This is a genomic window from Streptomyces sp. ActVer, from assembly GCF_027270795.1.
Lineage (GTDB): Bacteria > Actinomycetota > Actinomycetes > Streptomycetales > Streptomycetaceae > Streptomyces > Streptomyces umbrinus_A.
On sequence record NZ_JAPWHT010000069.1, the window covers coordinates 1 to 14,409 of the forward strand.

Annotated in this window: 14 protein-coding genes; 9 read left to right on the forward strand and 5 right to left on the reverse strand. The window is 69.2% G+C overall.

Translation table 11 applies throughout. The annotated features are described in order from the left end of the window. Nucleotides 1–173: 173 nt before the first annotated feature. Nucleotides 174–647: a hypothetical protein gene (locus O3Q52_RS14295; RefSeq protein WP_269649155.1), complete on the reverse strand. Its 474-nt coding sequence runs from the start codon at nucleotides 645–647 to the stop codon at nucleotides 174–176. A gap of 1,187 nt (nucleotides 648–1,834) precedes the next feature. On the opposite strand from O3Q52_RS14295, the gene O3Q52_RS14300 reads away from it, so the two are divergent. From O3Q52_RS14300 to O3Q52_RS14320, 5 genes are all read left to right on the forward strand, one after another. Then, complete coding sequence (locus tag O3Q52_RS14300) at nucleotides 1,835–5,020, forward strand: DEAD/DEAH box helicase (protein WP_269649156.1); 3,186 nt, start codon at nucleotides 1,835–1,837, stop codon at nucleotides 5,018–5,020. A 171-nt stretch (nucleotides 5,021–5,191) separates the two neighbouring features. After that, nucleotides 5,192–7,360 (forward strand): N-6 DNA methylase, encoded by a 2,169-nt coding sequence (locus tag O3Q52_RS14305; protein WP_269649157.1) that lies wholly within the window; start codon nucleotides 5,192–5,194, stop codon nucleotides 7,358–7,360. Further along, entirely contained in the window at nucleotides 7,357–8,694 is a 1,338-nt protein-coding gene (locus tag O3Q52_RS14310; protein ID WP_269649158.1) for an AAA family ATPase, read from the forward strand. The genes O3Q52_RS14305 and O3Q52_RS14310 overlap by 4 nt, the downstream gene beginning before the upstream one ends. After that, the gene (locus tag O3Q52_RS14315; protein WP_269649159.1) at nucleotides 8,691–9,503 is read left to right on the forward strand and encodes a hypothetical protein; all 813 of its coding nucleotides are present in this window, start codon (nucleotides 8,691–8,693) and stop codon (nucleotides 9,501–9,503) included. Before O3Q52_RS14310 ends, O3Q52_RS14315 begins: the two co-directional genes overlap by 4 nt. Next, nucleotides 9,500–10,927: a restriction endonuclease subunit S gene (locus O3Q52_RS14320; protein WP_269649160.1), complete on the forward strand. Its 1,428-nt coding sequence runs from the start codon at nucleotides 9,500–9,502 to the stop codon at nucleotides 10,925–10,927. The genes O3Q52_RS14315 and O3Q52_RS14320 overlap by 4 nt, the downstream gene beginning before the upstream one ends. 115 nt (nucleotides 10,928–11,042) lie before the next feature. On the opposite strand, the gene O3Q52_RS14325 is transcribed toward O3Q52_RS14320, so the two are convergent. Together O3Q52_RS14325 and O3Q52_RS14330 are read right to left on the reverse strand one after the other, a co-directional pair. Further along, on the reverse strand, nucleotides 11,043–11,261 hold the full coding sequence (locus tag O3Q52_RS14325) for a DUF397 domain-containing protein (RefSeq protein WP_269649161.1): 219 nt from the start codon (nucleotides 11,259–11,261) through the stop codon (nucleotides 11,043–11,045). Continuing rightward, entirely contained in the window at nucleotides 11,240–12,088 is an 849-nt protein-coding gene (locus O3Q52_RS14330; protein ID WP_269649162.1) for a helix-turn-helix transcriptional regulator, read from the reverse strand. Before O3Q52_RS14330 ends, O3Q52_RS14325 begins: the two co-directional genes overlap by 22 nt. A 153-nt stretch (nucleotides 12,089–12,241) precedes the next feature. Here O3Q52_RS14330 and O3Q52_RS14335 point away from each other — a divergent pair, with 153 nt between their 5' ends. From O3Q52_RS14335 to O3Q52_RS14350, 4 genes are all read left to right on the forward strand, one after another. Then, the gene (locus O3Q52_RS14335; protein WP_332112910.1) at nucleotides 12,242–12,640 is read left to right on the forward strand and encodes a hypothetical protein; all 399 of its coding nucleotides are present in this window, start codon (nucleotides 12,242–12,244) and stop codon (nucleotides 12,638–12,640) included. Nucleotides 12,641–12,702: 62 nt separating this feature from the next. Next, the gene (locus O3Q52_RS14340; RefSeq protein ID WP_269649163.1) at nucleotides 12,703–12,945 is read left to right on the forward strand and encodes a hypothetical protein; all 243 of its coding nucleotides are present in this window, start codon (nucleotides 12,703–12,705) and stop codon (nucleotides 12,943–12,945) included. A gap of 103 nt (nucleotides 12,946–13,048) precedes the next feature. Continuing rightward, nucleotides 13,049–13,342: a hypothetical protein gene (locus O3Q52_RS14345; protein WP_269649165.1), complete on the forward strand. Its 294-nt coding sequence runs from the start codon at nucleotides 13,049–13,051 to the stop codon at nucleotides 13,340–13,342. Beyond that, nucleotides 13,339–13,644 (forward strand): hypothetical protein, encoded by a 306-nt coding sequence (locus O3Q52_RS14350; protein WP_269649166.1) that lies wholly within the window; start codon nucleotides 13,339–13,341, stop codon nucleotides 13,642–13,644. Before O3Q52_RS14345 ends, O3Q52_RS14350 begins: the two co-directional genes overlap by 4 nt. Before the next feature lie 67 nt (nucleotides 13,645–13,711). Here the strand turns inward: O3Q52_RS14350 and O3Q52_RS14355 are convergent, their stop codons facing one another. Then, nucleotides 13,712–14,083: a hypothetical protein gene (locus O3Q52_RS14355; RefSeq protein ID WP_269649167.1), complete on the reverse strand. Its 372-nt coding sequence runs from the start codon at nucleotides 14,081–14,083 to the stop codon at nucleotides 13,712–13,714. Beyond that, nucleotides 14,080–14,343, reverse strand: coding sequence for a hypothetical protein (locus tag O3Q52_RS14360; RefSeq protein WP_269649168.1), 264 nt, complete (start codon nucleotides 14,341–14,343; stop codon nucleotides 14,080–14,082). The genes O3Q52_RS14355 and O3Q52_RS14360 overlap by 4 nt, the downstream gene beginning before the upstream one ends. Between the last annotated feature and the right edge of the window lie 66 nt (nucleotides 14,344–14,409).

Sequence of the window (14,409 nt, forward strand, 5' to 3'; positions counted from 1 at the left end):
GCTCGGCCCGGGCGCGGGTCTCGTCGGCGAGGTTGAGCGCGGCGTGGGTCTGGGTGGTGATGTGCATGGTGGTGCCTGCTTTCCGCTGACTGCTCTGTGACTGAAGGCCTTGGGTGAGGCGCCGCCCGGGGAGGCCCCCCCGCCTGCCCCGGACGGCGGTCTACGGGGCGCTGCTACGCGGCGGCGAGGGCCGGGGCGTCGACGTCGGGGGCCGGGACGAACTCGACGCGCTCGACCTTCAGCGAGGGGGCGCACGGCTTCATCGGCACCGGGCCGAGACCGAGGCGCTTGTAGGTCTCCGTGATGGCAGCGAGGTCCGGGGTCTGCCGCGAGGACGGGGTGCGGAACACCTTCCATCCGCCGTAGATCCCGGCGGGCAGCTTGTCGAGGACCTTCTTCGCGGCGCGCTTCCCGCGGTCGGCGCGGCGGGCCTGGTCGGCGGCGCGCTCGTACTCGCGGGCGGCCGTCTCGATCTGCTCGACCGGGGGGAGTTCGTCGGCGGCGAGGACGCCGGCCGGGTCCGGGGCCTCGACGATCGCGGGCGCCTCGGCCTGATCGGCCAGGGAGGCGGGGGCGACGACGGAGCGGACGGCATCGGCGAGGGTGCCGAGCACACCGCGGACCGTACGAACGGTCCGGGGGGTCATGAGAAGGTTGAACACAGCGGGTCTCCCTGGTGGATCAGGTGGATTCCGTAGGCCCTCGGTCGGTGTTCGAGCACCGTCGGGGGCCGCTTGCGTTTACTCGCTAACCGGTGAGTACCCGGCGTCGCTTACTCATATCGTAGAGGGTCGCCGAGGGTCGCGCAAGTACGTGGCGCCGCTTACTCGTCTTCGATCTTGAGGTTGCCCTCGTCTCGGCGAGCGGAGTTGCATTCCTAGTTGCGGTTCGCCCACGGTCGGGGGCGGTCGCGGGAGCGGAAAAGGTGCTCTGACCAGCGACTATGACCCCCTGCGAACTAGGGCGACCGTTCATCACGGAAACTCGTAATGCGTAGGTCTCGGGTTCGAATCCCGAAGGCGGCTCCAAGGTGAACCACCCCAGGTCAGGCCTCTGAGCTGGGGTTTCTTGTTTTGGTTGACCTTGGAATTCGGGCTGATCGGGCGCGTGTGGTCTGTGCATCGCAATGCGTAGGTCTGAAGTTGACGGCCAGTGTCGGTAGCGGATTGCGGGGCTGTGACCTCGGCATTTGTTCATGGCTGTCGATTTCCCGGCCCCGTCCGGTTCGAGCTGGTGGCCATTTGGTGGCCAGGCGTGCAGGAGTCGTGCGGATGGCTCCTCGGTCAGCCTCGCGGTTTTCGCATGGGAGTTGTGGCATCCAGACAATCGCGCGGTCGGCCGGGTTTTCCGGGGGGCGTGGGCGACGACGCGCTGCTTCACTATCGGCCGCCCCCGTAGGGCGAACCGAGCTGGATCGCGTCGTCGGCCGGTGCGGCGACCTGCTGCGCGGAGGCTCCGGCGTTCTCGGTCGCCTGCGCGGTCGTGTACACGTGACCGCCCGCGTCGACCGCGCCGGCGACCGTCTTGGCGGCCTCGGCTCCGTCGGCCCTGGACCTCGCGACCTACGACAACAGTCGTGACGGCCGATCCAGCCGGGGCCCGTCTGTGCGGGCGCAGGCGCACGGTGCGGGATGACTTGGGCTCGGCGGATACCGGTCAGGGCGCCGTGCTGCCGTGGCCGCTCGACAAGGCGCCATCCGTAGGCGTCCGCGCGGCGAGGCCGTGACTCCCTTGGCCGTTGGGCGCAGGCCGCGCTCATGGTGGTGGGACCCGTAGTGGTGGAAGACGTCGGAACCGCCTGCGGGCGTAGATCGCGGCATGCCACAGTCGCGGTATGCGCGGCGCGGACGGAGTGACGGACGAGGGGGTCCCGGCACAGTCGGGGACGGGTGCGGAGGGGGCCGTGACCGAGGTGGTGCGGCGGCGGTGGGGTGTCGCCCTGGGCGGGGTGCTCCCGGCGCGGTTCTTCGAGCCCGGCTGGGCCTACGAGGAACGGGTGGAGCGCCGTTGTCCCGTCTGCGAGGGCGAGTTGCACGCGCTGCGCAGGCCGTACGAGTCGCAGGGGCGGGTGTACCGGTATGCCGCGCTGGTCTGTCCTGGCTGCCCCACCGCGTTCAGTCTCGCTGACTTGGGGGTGAAGACGTACGACCAGCTGACGGCAGCGTCTTCGGCGGCCGAGTCTGGGCCGCTGGGGCCCTGCCCGAGTGGTCCCGGGGTCAGTGTGACCGCGATCCGCGGCCCCGGGCAGTTCCCCGGGGCACTGCGCGGGGGACACCTTCCGGCGTGGCCGGACGACCTGGCCGTGCCGGAGCAGGCCGAGCAGCGGGCCCTGTTGTGGTGCAAGGTGACCGATCCGGACTGGCGCCCCACCGAGGAGGCGGTCGCGGCGGCGGAGGACGTGCGGGTGATCCTGCCCGAGGGTCCGGGATACGACGCGCTGCGGACCTGGCTCGCGAAGCACGGCGTCCCGTACCGGGTCAGCCGGTACTGGGAAGAGGCCGAAGAGATCGGCACGGTCAATGAGTTGGGCGGCCGTACGGATCTGGTCGCGGTCGGTCCGGGTGGCGCTGTCCCGGCCGCGGGTCCCTGGGCGGTGGCGGCCAGGGATGCCTTCGCCGCGCAGTGGGACGGTTTGGAGGAGTTGCCGGAGGACGACGGCGACGCGTACGTGCCCGTTGGGGAGTTGGTGCCCGCCGAGTGGGCTGCGCTGCTGCCGCATCCGTCGTTCAACCCGGCCCAGGCGGCTGCCGTTCCCGTCGTACGGGAGGGCACCGGGCATCTGGTGGTGGTGGCGCCCACCGGCGCGGGCAAGACGCCGATCGGCATGGTCGCGGCGCTGGACGCGCACGCCCGGGGCAAGAAGGCCGCCTGGCTGGTGCCGCAGCGCTCGCTCACCGACGAACTCGACCGGGAGCTCCAGCTGTGGCGGCGCCGGGGTCTGCGCGTGGTGCGGCTGACCGGGGAGGCCGCCGTGGACTCCGGGCTGATCAGGGCGGCCGATGTGTGGGTGGCGACGACGGAGAAGTTCGAGGCGATCTGCCGTGCGGGATCGTTGCGCGACGCGCTCGCCGAGGTGGGCTGTCTGGTCGTCGATGAGATCCATCTCCTCGGCGATCCGGTGCGTGGCGCCGTACTGGAGGCGCTGCTCGCGCGGGTGCGGGAGGACGGTGCGGGCGCGCGGATCGTCGGGCTGTCGGCGACGGTCGCCAACGCGGACGAGGTGGCCGAGTGGCTGGGCGCCCGCCTGGTCCGCACCGCCTGGCGACCCACCCGGCTGACCTGGCAGTTGCCGGTCCTGCCGACGGCGGACGAGGCGGACTGGGCGGCGCGGGCCGCCGTCCGCACCGAGGCCGCCGTACGGATCGCCCGCGGGGTCGGTGCGGACGGCGGCAGCGTGCTGGTGTTCTGCGGCAGCAAGCGACGGGTGCGGGCGACCGCGCTGGCGCTGGCCGCCGACCGTGGTGCGGCGACCGTCGGCGTGGACGCGGACGACGCCGAACTCGTCGAGCGGCTGTGCACCAAAGCCGGGGTGCGGCTCCACTACCGGGACTGGCCCTACAAGCGGGACGCCGAGCAGGCCTTCCGAGCCCGCGAGGCGGACATCCTGGTCGCCACCTCCACCGTCGCCGCGGGCGTCAACCTCCCCGCGCGGGCCGTGATCGTCGCCGACACCACCATCGGCCTGGACCGCGTCGAGGTGTCCATGGTCCAGCAGATGTTCGGACGGGCCGGCCGGATCGGTGCCGGGGAGCGGGAGGGCTGGGCGTTCCTGCTGGTCGATCCGGGGGAGCGGACGCACTGGCAGGCTCGGCTCGCCGCCGGATACACGGTGCGGTCACGGCTGGGCGACCATCTGCCCGATCATCTCCTGGCCGAGGCCGTGCAGGGACGGGTGTCCGCGGTCGAGGAGGCGGAGCGGTGGTGGGCGGGGACGCTGGCCGCGCACCAGGGACACGCCGGTGTCGAACCCCTGCGTGAGGCGGCGGCGTTCCTCACGACGGCGGGTTGTCTGCGCGCCCCCGCCGGCGAGGACCGTTGGGAGACGAGCCCGCTGGGCAGGCTGACCAGCCGCTTCATGGTCGAAGCCGCCCTCGCCGACGACCTGGCCACCGCGGTGCGGGAGGCCCCGCTGCCTGAAGACGCCTTCACCGCCGAGCGGTCCCTGACGACCCTGCTCAGCACCCGCCTCCCGGTGCTGGAACAGGCACCGTTCACCGACCGGGCCCGCGCGGCGCTGCGCCGCGTCCTCCGCGAGACGGAGCAGGAGCAGGAGCAGCCGCAGGAGACCGACGAGCCTGCGCGGGACGAGCCGAAGCCGGTGCCCGGTGACCTCGCCCGCGCGGTCCTCCACCTCGTCGCCGACCGCCCCGGCCTCTTCCGCGGTCGTCCTGGTTACGTGCTGGGCATCCCCGTCGACTCCATGACCGGCATCCTGGAGGAGGCCCAGCGCTACCTGGCCTGGCTCGGCGCGCAGGGCCCGATCGGCACGGTCCACCCGTGGGCGGCCGTCGTCGCCGGTGACCTGGCCCAGCGCATCCGGTGGCGCGCACTCGGGCCCGACCGCGGGGCCGGACGGCTGCTGTGGATGTGCGAGCGGATGGCCACCGCCCCGCTCGCGCCCGATCTCGTTCCCCGGATGTGGCGCGCGGCCCGCGCCCGGGGCGTCGACGCCCCCGACTGGAGTGGGACGACACCGCCGAACGACTGCGCCTTGCCTCCGGACCGTTACCGCGCGCTGCTCGCGGAGCGTGCCACCGGGGTTCGCCTGGACCTGCGGGAGGACGACGGCGAGGTCCGGGTGGCGGCGCCGCCGGGAGCGGTGATCCGGCTGTGGAACGGGGCGACCACCACCCTGCACAGCGGCGACGGCGAGGAGAGCACGCTGCTCCTGCCGCCGGACGACGCGGCCGACGGCCCGTACGGCGACCTGGCCGGAAACTGCGGTGCCGCCGTCTTCACCAGGGGTGGGGATCGGGTGGCCACGGGGTGGCTGGGGAGGTATACGGCTGCTGGCCCCTGAGCGGGACGCCGGGCGGGTTCGCCCACGAAGGTCACCATCGGGTCATCCTGGCCGGCGGTCACCGACAGCCGCTGGCCGTGCGGGGAGCTGCTACTAAGGTGGGGCTCGCAGCGTACGCGGGCCCCTTTGACGGCAGGGTCGGCGAAGGTCGGGACGGAGCAGACGGTACACATGGCGGACGAGCAGTTGGACCTCGGAATTCCGATGCCGGAAGGGTCGGGGGGCAAGGGCGGGTCCACAAAAGGCTCCGATCAGGCCGGCCCCCCACGCAGGCTCGGCGACGACGAGACGATCGACTACATCAGCAACAAAGACGTCGTCAAACTGACTGAGGCCGAAGTCGTCCGTCAGCGCATCGCCAAGGTGCTCGTCCACCAGTACGGCATCAACCCCGACGACATGGTTCGTGACTACGTACTGCAGGTCCCCAACGCCGAGACGGGGCGGACGAGCCGCAGACGCGCCAGTATCGCGATCTTCGAGCACGGTAAGCCGAAGAGTCTGGAAACCCTGAAGCGCATCGTCGTGACCAAGGCCCGCCCCAAGGGCAGCCGTACCGTCACCAAGATCCGCACCTACGCCCAGGCGGACGCTCAGCTGGCGGAGCTTCGCGAGCTGATGCTCGCCGCCGGGCCGTCGTGCACCCTCGGCATGTGGACCGACGACAAGGACCTGTACTTCGTCGAGCGCAAGGACACCCGCTTCGAGCCGGAGTTCAACCCGCTGCCGAACTGGCCGAGCGGCGACGCCGAGGAGTTCGACGCCACGCGGGACGCCTCCTCCCTGGCGGAGATGCGCCACGCCGACGAGTACATGCTGCGTTTCGCCTTCCGGCGCTGCCACAACTTCATCCACGGCAACGAGGGCCTGCCCAAGGACGCCGCCTTCTGGCAGTTCCTGTACGTGCTGTTCGCCAAGATCCATGACGAGCGGCTGGTCCGGGAGAACGGCCGGACGCCGCGCTTCCGAGTCGGTATCGAAGACCTGGATCCCGAGGGCCACACGGGCAGCCCCGCGGTCGCCGCACGCATAAAGGAACTGTTCGAAGAGGTCAGGAAGTTCTACGCGGACCAGCTCCTGTTCGATCACCGCGACGAGCTGACCCTGTCGCCCGCGGCCCTCACCTTCATCACCGGCGAGCTGGCTCCGTTCAACCTGTACGCCACGCCGATCGATGCGAAGGGCGTGGCGTACCAGGAACTCGTGGGCGACAACCTGCGCGGTGACCGCGGGCAGTACTTCACCCCCACCGGCGCCGTGCGACTGATGGTCGACATCCTCGACCCCAAGGAGCACGAGACCGTCTTCGACCCCTGCTGCGGCACGGGCGGCTTCCTCCGCGAGACCCTCAACCACCTGCTGGACCAGTGGAAGCCCAGGAACGGCACCTTCACCAGCCAGCAGTACGCGCAGATCCTGCCCCCGTTGCGCAAAAAGCTCGCGGACTACGCGCGCGGGCACATCTTCGGCGCCGACTTCGACCCGTTCCTGCGCCGGGCCACCGCGATGAGCGTCATGATGCTCACCGATGTCGCGGGCAACGCCTTCCAGATGGACTCGATCGCCTTCCCCGACGGCCATCTGCCGGGCAACGAGGAAGCGCGGAAGGTTCCGGAGATCCAGCTGGGCAATGTGGACGTCCTGATGACGAACCCGCCGTTCGGCGCCGACATCCCCTTCTCCGAGGCCGCCGTCCTGGGCAAGTACCGCGCGCGTGCCCGTAAGTGGGGCGTCGCCTGGTCCTATTCCCGGGAGAAGGACGGCACGCTGAAGCCGTCGACCGTTCCCGCCTCGGCCGTCGCCCCGGAACAGCTCTTCGTCCAGCGGGCCATCGAGTGGGTCAAGCCCGGCGGCCGTATCGGCATCGTCCTGCCCAACGGCATCCTGTCCAACCCGGGCCCGTCGGACGAGGCGGCACGCAGGCTCATCCTTCAGGAGTGCTGGGTCACGGCGAGCATCGAACTGCCGGTGGAGACCTTCATCGTCGAGGCCAACGTCAACATCCTCACCACCCTGCTCTTCCTGCGCCGCAAGACCGAGCAGGAGAAGCAGGAAGAGGGCATGTACGGCGCGGCCGACTACCCGGTGTTCATGGCCGTCGCCGAGAAGGTGGGAGTCGACCGCCGCGGGAACCCGGTCCTGGTCCGCTCTCCCGAAGGGGACGTGATCACCGAGGAGTACGAGGAGACGGAGGTCCTGCGCATCGGGCGGAGCGAGGTGCTGCGTACCTTCACGCGCCAGCGGCCCATCGTCGACAACGACCTTCCCAAGATCGCGGAGGAGTACCACGAGTTCGTGAAGCGGCACGCGCACGAGTTCCCGTGGAAGGCCCGTACGTGATCACTCGGATCGAGGCCTACAACTACCGCTGCTTCGAGAACCTCGCGATCGATCTGTCCCGCTTCCATGTCCTCGCCGGGGCCAACGGCTCGGGCAAGAGCACCCTGCTGGACATCCCTGTCCTGCTCCGTGACCTGCTCACCGTCCGGCAGATCGCGGACGCGTTCCTGGCCCCCTCCCCGTCCACCGGCCGGCCGCCGCGCGCGCTGTCCCTCGCCGAGTCGGCGCACCGGGGCCAGGGGGGCGGCTTCGGCTTCGCCGTCGAGGCCGTCCTCCCGGGAGAGATCGCCGACACGATCGCCGAATCCTCCCGCGACCTGCGGTTCCCGGTTCCCACGCACGTGCGGTACGAACTCCATCTCGCGCCAGTCGACAGCGGTCTGGGTATGGAGATCGCGGGTGAGTATCTGGTGCTCTTCCACGAGGACAGTCCGGTACGCCCGATCCCAGGGGACAAGGCGTTCGAGGACCCTGACGCCGTCCGGTTCACCGGCCGCGGCGGCAGCCGACGCAAGCACTATGTCTGGGAGGACACCTGGCGCCCGGTGTTCGCCCGCATCGGCGGCACGGTGGTCCGCTTCACCGACGAGACCGGCCGCGAGCTCCAGCTCTCCCTCCAGAGCCAGCACAGCAGCCTGGCCCTGGCCAACGTTCCCTTCGACGACACCCAGTTTCCGGCCGCACTGTGGTTCCAGAACCTTCTCCGGGACGGCGCCGTCCTCTACGACCCCGAGTGGTCCGCCCTCCGTCAGGCCGCCCCGCCCGCCGGCCGCGAACCGGCACTCGACACCCAGGGCCGCAACACCCCCTGGCTCGCGCTCCAACTCAGCCGTGAGGACCCGGAGCTGTACGGAGCCTGGGTCGATCTCGTCCAGCTCGCCCTGCCCCAGGTGGAACAGGTGGAGGTCGTCGAGCGGGAGGAGGACCGCCACGCCTACTTCCGTGTGACCTACTCCGGCGGCTACCAGGTCACCTCCTCCGGCCTGTCCGACGGCACCCTGCGCGTACTGGCGCTCACCCTGCTCCCGTACCTGCCCCGCACCCCCGCTCTGCTGCTGACCGAGGAGCCGGAGAACGGCATCTATCCGCAGGCCATCGAGATCGTCATGCAGGCCCTGCGGAACGTACGCGGCAGCCAGGTACTCGTGGCCACCCAGTCACCCCTGGTGCTGGCCAACGTCGGCCTCGCGGACGTACTCGCCACCCGCATGGATCCGGCCACCGGCGCGGTCACCGTCGTACGCGGCGACCAGCACCCCCGGATGGCCGACTGGCGGGCCGGCCTCGACGATCTCGACCTCGGCACCCTCTTCGCCACGGGGGTGTTCGAGTGACCCGCGCCAACGCGAGGCGGAACCGCGCCGCCGGGCGGAGGAGTCCCGCGACGCCCGTCGTGCCCCGGCAGGCCGCCCCGGTGGCCGAGGAGACCAAGCGGGAACTGGTCTTCCTGGTCGCGGACAAGGGGATGGAGGCCATGATCGGAGCCTTCTTCGGGCGGCAGGACTTCCCTCACAAGCTGGGCTGCGCCGCCTTCGACTTCAACCCCAAGACCGACATCGTGCGGGCCGGTGGCCACGATCCCGGACTGGTGAAGAAGGAAGCCGGGCTGATCCTCAACCGGCGCAGGCATGAGTTCCGCCGCGCGATCGTGGTCGTGGACCACGCCTACGACAACCCCCTCGACCCCGACCGGATCCGCGAGCGGATATCCGCCCAACTCGACGGGATCTGGGAGCAGTTCGCCGTCATCGTCATCGAGCCGGAGCTGGAGAACTGGTTCTGGGTGGACTACCCCGACCTGGTCAAGAAGGTCCTGCTGTGGACGGCGAAGGGCGGCGACCGCACCCCCAGGGAGGTGCTGGCGGAGGCGGGCCTGTGGCAGGCCGGAGCCGACAAACCGCTCGACCCGAAGAAGGCGGTGGAGTACCTGTACGAGAACGGGTACAGCCGTGACATGCTCAACGGCATCTTCAAGCGGCTGGCCCTGGCCCTGCCGTCGGTGCGGGGGTGCACGGACGAGTCGTTCCGGTTGCTGATGGCCACGCTGGTCGAGTGGTTCCCGGCCACGGGCGGACGAGCCGTGACGGCTTACACATCGACTTACGCGGTGGACAACACGGAACAGACGGAGCACACGCAGTGAAGATCGCGTCCAACGAAAACCCGGTACGGATCGGCTGGCTCACGGAACAGGGGCTCCGGCTGGACGCGGCGCCCTATCTGTCGGGGGCGTTCGCCGCGAAGCAGTTGCTCAAGCGGCTTCCCGTGGACAAAAACCCCTTGGCGGAACTGACCAAGGGGCACAACGGGGGGATTTTCAACGGTCCGAAGTTCAGCCGCGTGTATGTCAGCGATCCCGAGATCGGCGTTCCGTTCCTCGGCAGCACCGACATGATGGAGGCCGATCTCACTCACCTGCCGTTGCTCAGCCATGAAGTAGCCGACAAGTTTCCCTATCTCGATGTGCAGCCGGGCATGACGCTGATTTCCTGCTCGGGGACCATCGGGCGCATGTCGTACGTGCGGACCGATATGCGAGGTATCTGGTCCTCCCAGCACGTGATGAAGATCCAGCCGAACCCGGACCGTGTGCCGCCCGGCTACCTCAACACCTTTCTGCGCAGCCGCTTCGGTGTTCCCATCATCACCAGTCATGCCTACGGTGCGATCATCCAGCACATCGAGCCGCACCACATCGCGGACCTTCCCGTGCCGCGTTTCGCTCCGGAGGTGGAGCAGAGTATTCACGAGCTCGTGGAGGAGGCGGCGCGGCTGCGGGCGGAGTTCCAGGCTGGGCTGGAGGCGGCGACCACGGACCTGTTCACCAGGGCGGGGCTGGAGGAGTTGCTCGACCTGCGGTGGCATGAGCAGCCTCGGGATCTGGGGTTCGCGCAGCGGAAGCTCACTTCGACCACTCTGCGGGCGCTCAATTACCAGCCGAGGGCCAGACGCGTTCTCGACGCGCTGCGCAGTGTGGATCATCTATCGCTCGGCGAGATCTGTTCCGGAGGGAAGCTCGGATCCGGAGTGCGTTTCAAGCGAATTGATGCGGAATCTGGTCACGGCGCAGCTCGTTTGATTGGCCAGCGGCAAGGCTTCTGGATTCGGCCAGAGGGGCGTTGGATCAGCCCGAGCCAGGCTCCGCCGGGGATCTTCGCCAAGGACGAGACGGTGATGGTCGCTGCCCAAGGCACGCTGGGTGAGAACGAGGTGTTCTGCCGCGCGTTGTTCGTCACCGGATCCTGGCTTGAGCACGTCTACACCCAGCATTTTCTCCGGGTGGTCACAGGGACTCCAGATATCTCGGGTGCTTACCTCTTCGCCTTCCTCCGCTCCGAGGCGATGTTCCGCGTTCTGCGTTCCATGTCCACCGGAGGAAAGCAGCAGGACATTCACGAGGCCCTGCGCGCTCAGATCCCCGTTCCTCTCCTCACCGCACCTGACCGCGAACGCATTGCGGAAACGATCCGCACCGCATACCGGAAGCGCGACGAGGCCGACCAGAAGGAAGACCAAGCTCTAGAGCTGTTGGAGCAGGTCGTGTCGGGGCACAGCACGGCTGAGTGAGGACTGGGCGGCTCGAAGACACGAGGATCTTGTTCCCTGTGAGCTGAAGGAACGGCCCCCGAACGCGCCGATACCCCGACTCGCGGTACTGGGGGCCGGGCCGTGAGCAGAGGTGTCACACGGTGGGTGCCGCGCCGTTCTTCACCGCAGTGATGAAGGCTCCCCAGACGTCCGGCGTGAAGGCCAATACAGGAGCGAGAGGGGTCTTGCTGTCGCGGACGGGGACGAGGGCTGGGATGCTCTCGGCTACCTCGACGCAGGCGTCGCCTTGTTGCCCGCCGCTGTAGCTGGACTTACGCCACAGGGCGGCGCTCAGGTCTGGGGTGGCTCGCATGGCTTGAAGTTCTCCATCGCCGCTTCGATCAATGCTGCGGACCCTTTCGGCGGCAGGGCGCAGGCTTTCATGCGATCGTAGTCTCGCAGTTGCCGCATGACGGTCTCCCTATCGTCGAAGACTTCTCCGCTCCCAGCGCCTTCCTGATAGACGGTCGTGGAGTTGTCAGGGAGCGTGAGCAGGATGAGTGTGCCGTTCATCAATGCGCATGCCCCTGCCTCGAACGGGACGACCTGAATCGTTGTGCGCTCGGTTTGCATCAGAGGCAGGAGCGCTTCGAGTTGCTCGTACATCACAGCTGGGCTGCCGACTGCCTGCCGGACGGCCGCCTCGTTGAGGATCCACCAGCAATCCGGTGGGTTGTCTCCGCGTAGAACCTCCTGGCGGCTCAGGCGAGCTGCTACGAGGCTGTCGATCTCCTCTACACCAGCTCCAGGGTTGCACTCGCGGAACAGTGCCCGCATATACGCCTCCGTCTGAAGCAGCCCAGGAACGATGCTGGACCCGAACTCCTGAATCCGCGCAGCCTTCGCCTCCAACTCCAAGCAGTGATCGAACCGCCGGGGCGTGTGCTCCCGCTTGACGACCCCCCACAACCCCTGGAACAACTCCCCCGTCCCGAACGCCGCGTCCAGCTTCTCGGAGATCGGCGGCAGCGGCAGCCGTTCCCCCGTCTCCACACCGTGCAGATGCGTCTTGCTGTAGTTGACGACGTCCGACAGGCGGTCCAGGGACATCCGGGCCAGCTGCCGCTGTCGGCGCAGCTCGGTTCCGTACAACTCCCTTGCCGAGCGCGCGGGTTCGATGTCACGTGCGCCAACGGTCATCCGTGCGGCCCTCCTCGGTTCCGTGGTTCTCGCTGTTCCAGGTCCCCGGAGGGGACGGATCACCCCTGTCGAGGGTAGCGACGTAAAGCGACGATGAGGACACGAAAGGTGATTCCCGCCGCTCGCACGCACCCTCGTTCTCGGAGATCCCTGATGGACGCTGCCCAGACGCCCGACGCTCCCACCCCCACCACAGGCCCTGCCCTCAGCCCCGTCCCCGGTCCGGACCGGGCGCCCGCCCAACCCGCCCCCGACTACGGCGGGTTCTGGATCGGCTCACGCGACATCGGCCCCACCTACGTCCCCGGCGCGCCCTCCGCCGGAGCCGTACCGCCGCCACCACCGGCCGTCGGCGACCTGGCGTACGACACCAGAAGGGATCGCTACGGCGTGGTGATGGAACGTACGGGCGGGCAGGTGCACCTCCGTCCCAAGGGCGGCGGCCTGGAGTGGGCGGCGCGGCCGGAGGACGTCGAACCGGCCGGCGCGGGCGAGGCGTTGGGCCCGCGCGTGGCCCGCGCCAACGCCCGTAGCCGGGGCGAGATCCTGTGAGCCGCCGGAACCCACCGGACCAGCGGAACCCACTGGACCCGTCGCCGAAAGCGAACGAGGAAGTGAACGCGAGCGCGTACACCCCCGCCGCCGGACTGCCCGGCATCCCCGTGGGCGCCCTGGTCCGGGACACGGCGACAGGTCGCCAGGGCACCCTGCGGGACGTGTTCCCGTATGAACCCCCGGACAGCCGGCCGGTCCCGGGTTCCGTCGCCCGGCCGCCCCGCCTGCTCGCGTTCATCCGTCCGGTGGGCGGCGGCCGTGAGTGGACCACCGACCCGGGAGAGGTCGTACCGCTGTCGTGAGGGCCGATGCCGGCTCAATGCCCGCAGAGGAGGCATGAGCGCGGCCAACGGTTCTTGAACGCGACTATGGTCATAAGTGCACGCCCGGCACGAGGAGGACTCAATGAGTGCGCAGCACGCCGAGACATCGCACGCATCGCTGCCTCCGCTGAGGACCGTGGCCGACATCAGGTCCGCGCTGCGGGACGGGCGGGGCTTCCCGCAGGACGCCGAGAGCTTCGAAGCCGACCTTGCTCACGCCCTGGACACGTCCACGGCCGCCGACCTCCATCAGGTCGCGGAGGTCATCAAGGCGTATGCCGGCAGTATCCGTGCCTTCAGCGATCCCGAGTTCGAAGACGCGTTGCAAGAGGGGATCGACCTCATCGCCCAGATCAAGAAGGGCAACCAGAGGTGAGCCGGGCTGTCGTCGTGGTCACGGCCTCGGCGGCGAAGCGCCTTCAGACGCTCGGTCCGGTCGCCCAGCAAGCCGTCGAAGAACTGCGACGAGAGCTGGAGGACAATCCCAAGCTGGGAATCCGGCGCGGCACGGTGCAGGGTGACGGCGGCACGGTCGTCTATCGGACCCGGCTCGAACCACGTGAGGACATGCCGGGCTTAACCGTCGTGTACGCGTACGCGCCAAGGCCGTATCCGCCGGCCGCCGCGATCATCACAGTCACCCCCGACGACGTGAACGACGAGTCGCGGCAGAGGTAGGGCATTTTTGTGGGACGTGTTCCGGCACGAGCCTCCCAACAAGTGAGGCGTACCGTGGCGGCCGGTCTCAGTGCTTGCCGATGTCCACCGCCCATACGCCCGTGCCGTCGTACGCCTCCGGGGTCGCGGTCAGTACCTGACCCTCGCCCTGGCCGGCCGCCGAAGCGTAGAGCGCGTGCGCGTGCCGCCAGTCGACGCCCGCGACAGTCGCCTGTTCCACTGCGGCCGTAGCCGCGAAGTCGAGGGGCAGGAACTCCAGGCCGGGAAGCGCCCCTGTGTGCGCCGCCGCACCAGGAAGCTCCATGCTTGCCGCGAACAGGCACAACGCGGGGACGTGCGCGCGTTGAAGCGGATCGTCGACCTCGACCACGGCCAGTCCGGACAGCAGGCGATGCCCTCTGCACAGGGCGACCACCGCCGTGTGATCCAGGATGATCACCGGCGCTCTCCCAGGCGACCCGCGGCGATCTCCGCCCGCCAGGCCTGAGCCTCGCGCACGTCCTCATCGGTCAGATCCGGCCGCAGGTTCGCGCGGACGTACGCGATCGCTCGTGCCGTCCGCTCGGCCCGTTCGCCTTCGGTGGGAGTCGCGGCGACAACGCGTTCCACGTACGCGCGAGTACTGAGTCCGCGCTCTTCGGCCAGCGTGCGAAGGCGGTCTCTTATGCCTTCGTCGATCTTGATCGTGGTGTCAGCCATAGAGGGAGAATACCAATGAATACCTTGTCCGGTGTCAGTGCTGGAAGAGTGACCTTGCTCGCGCCC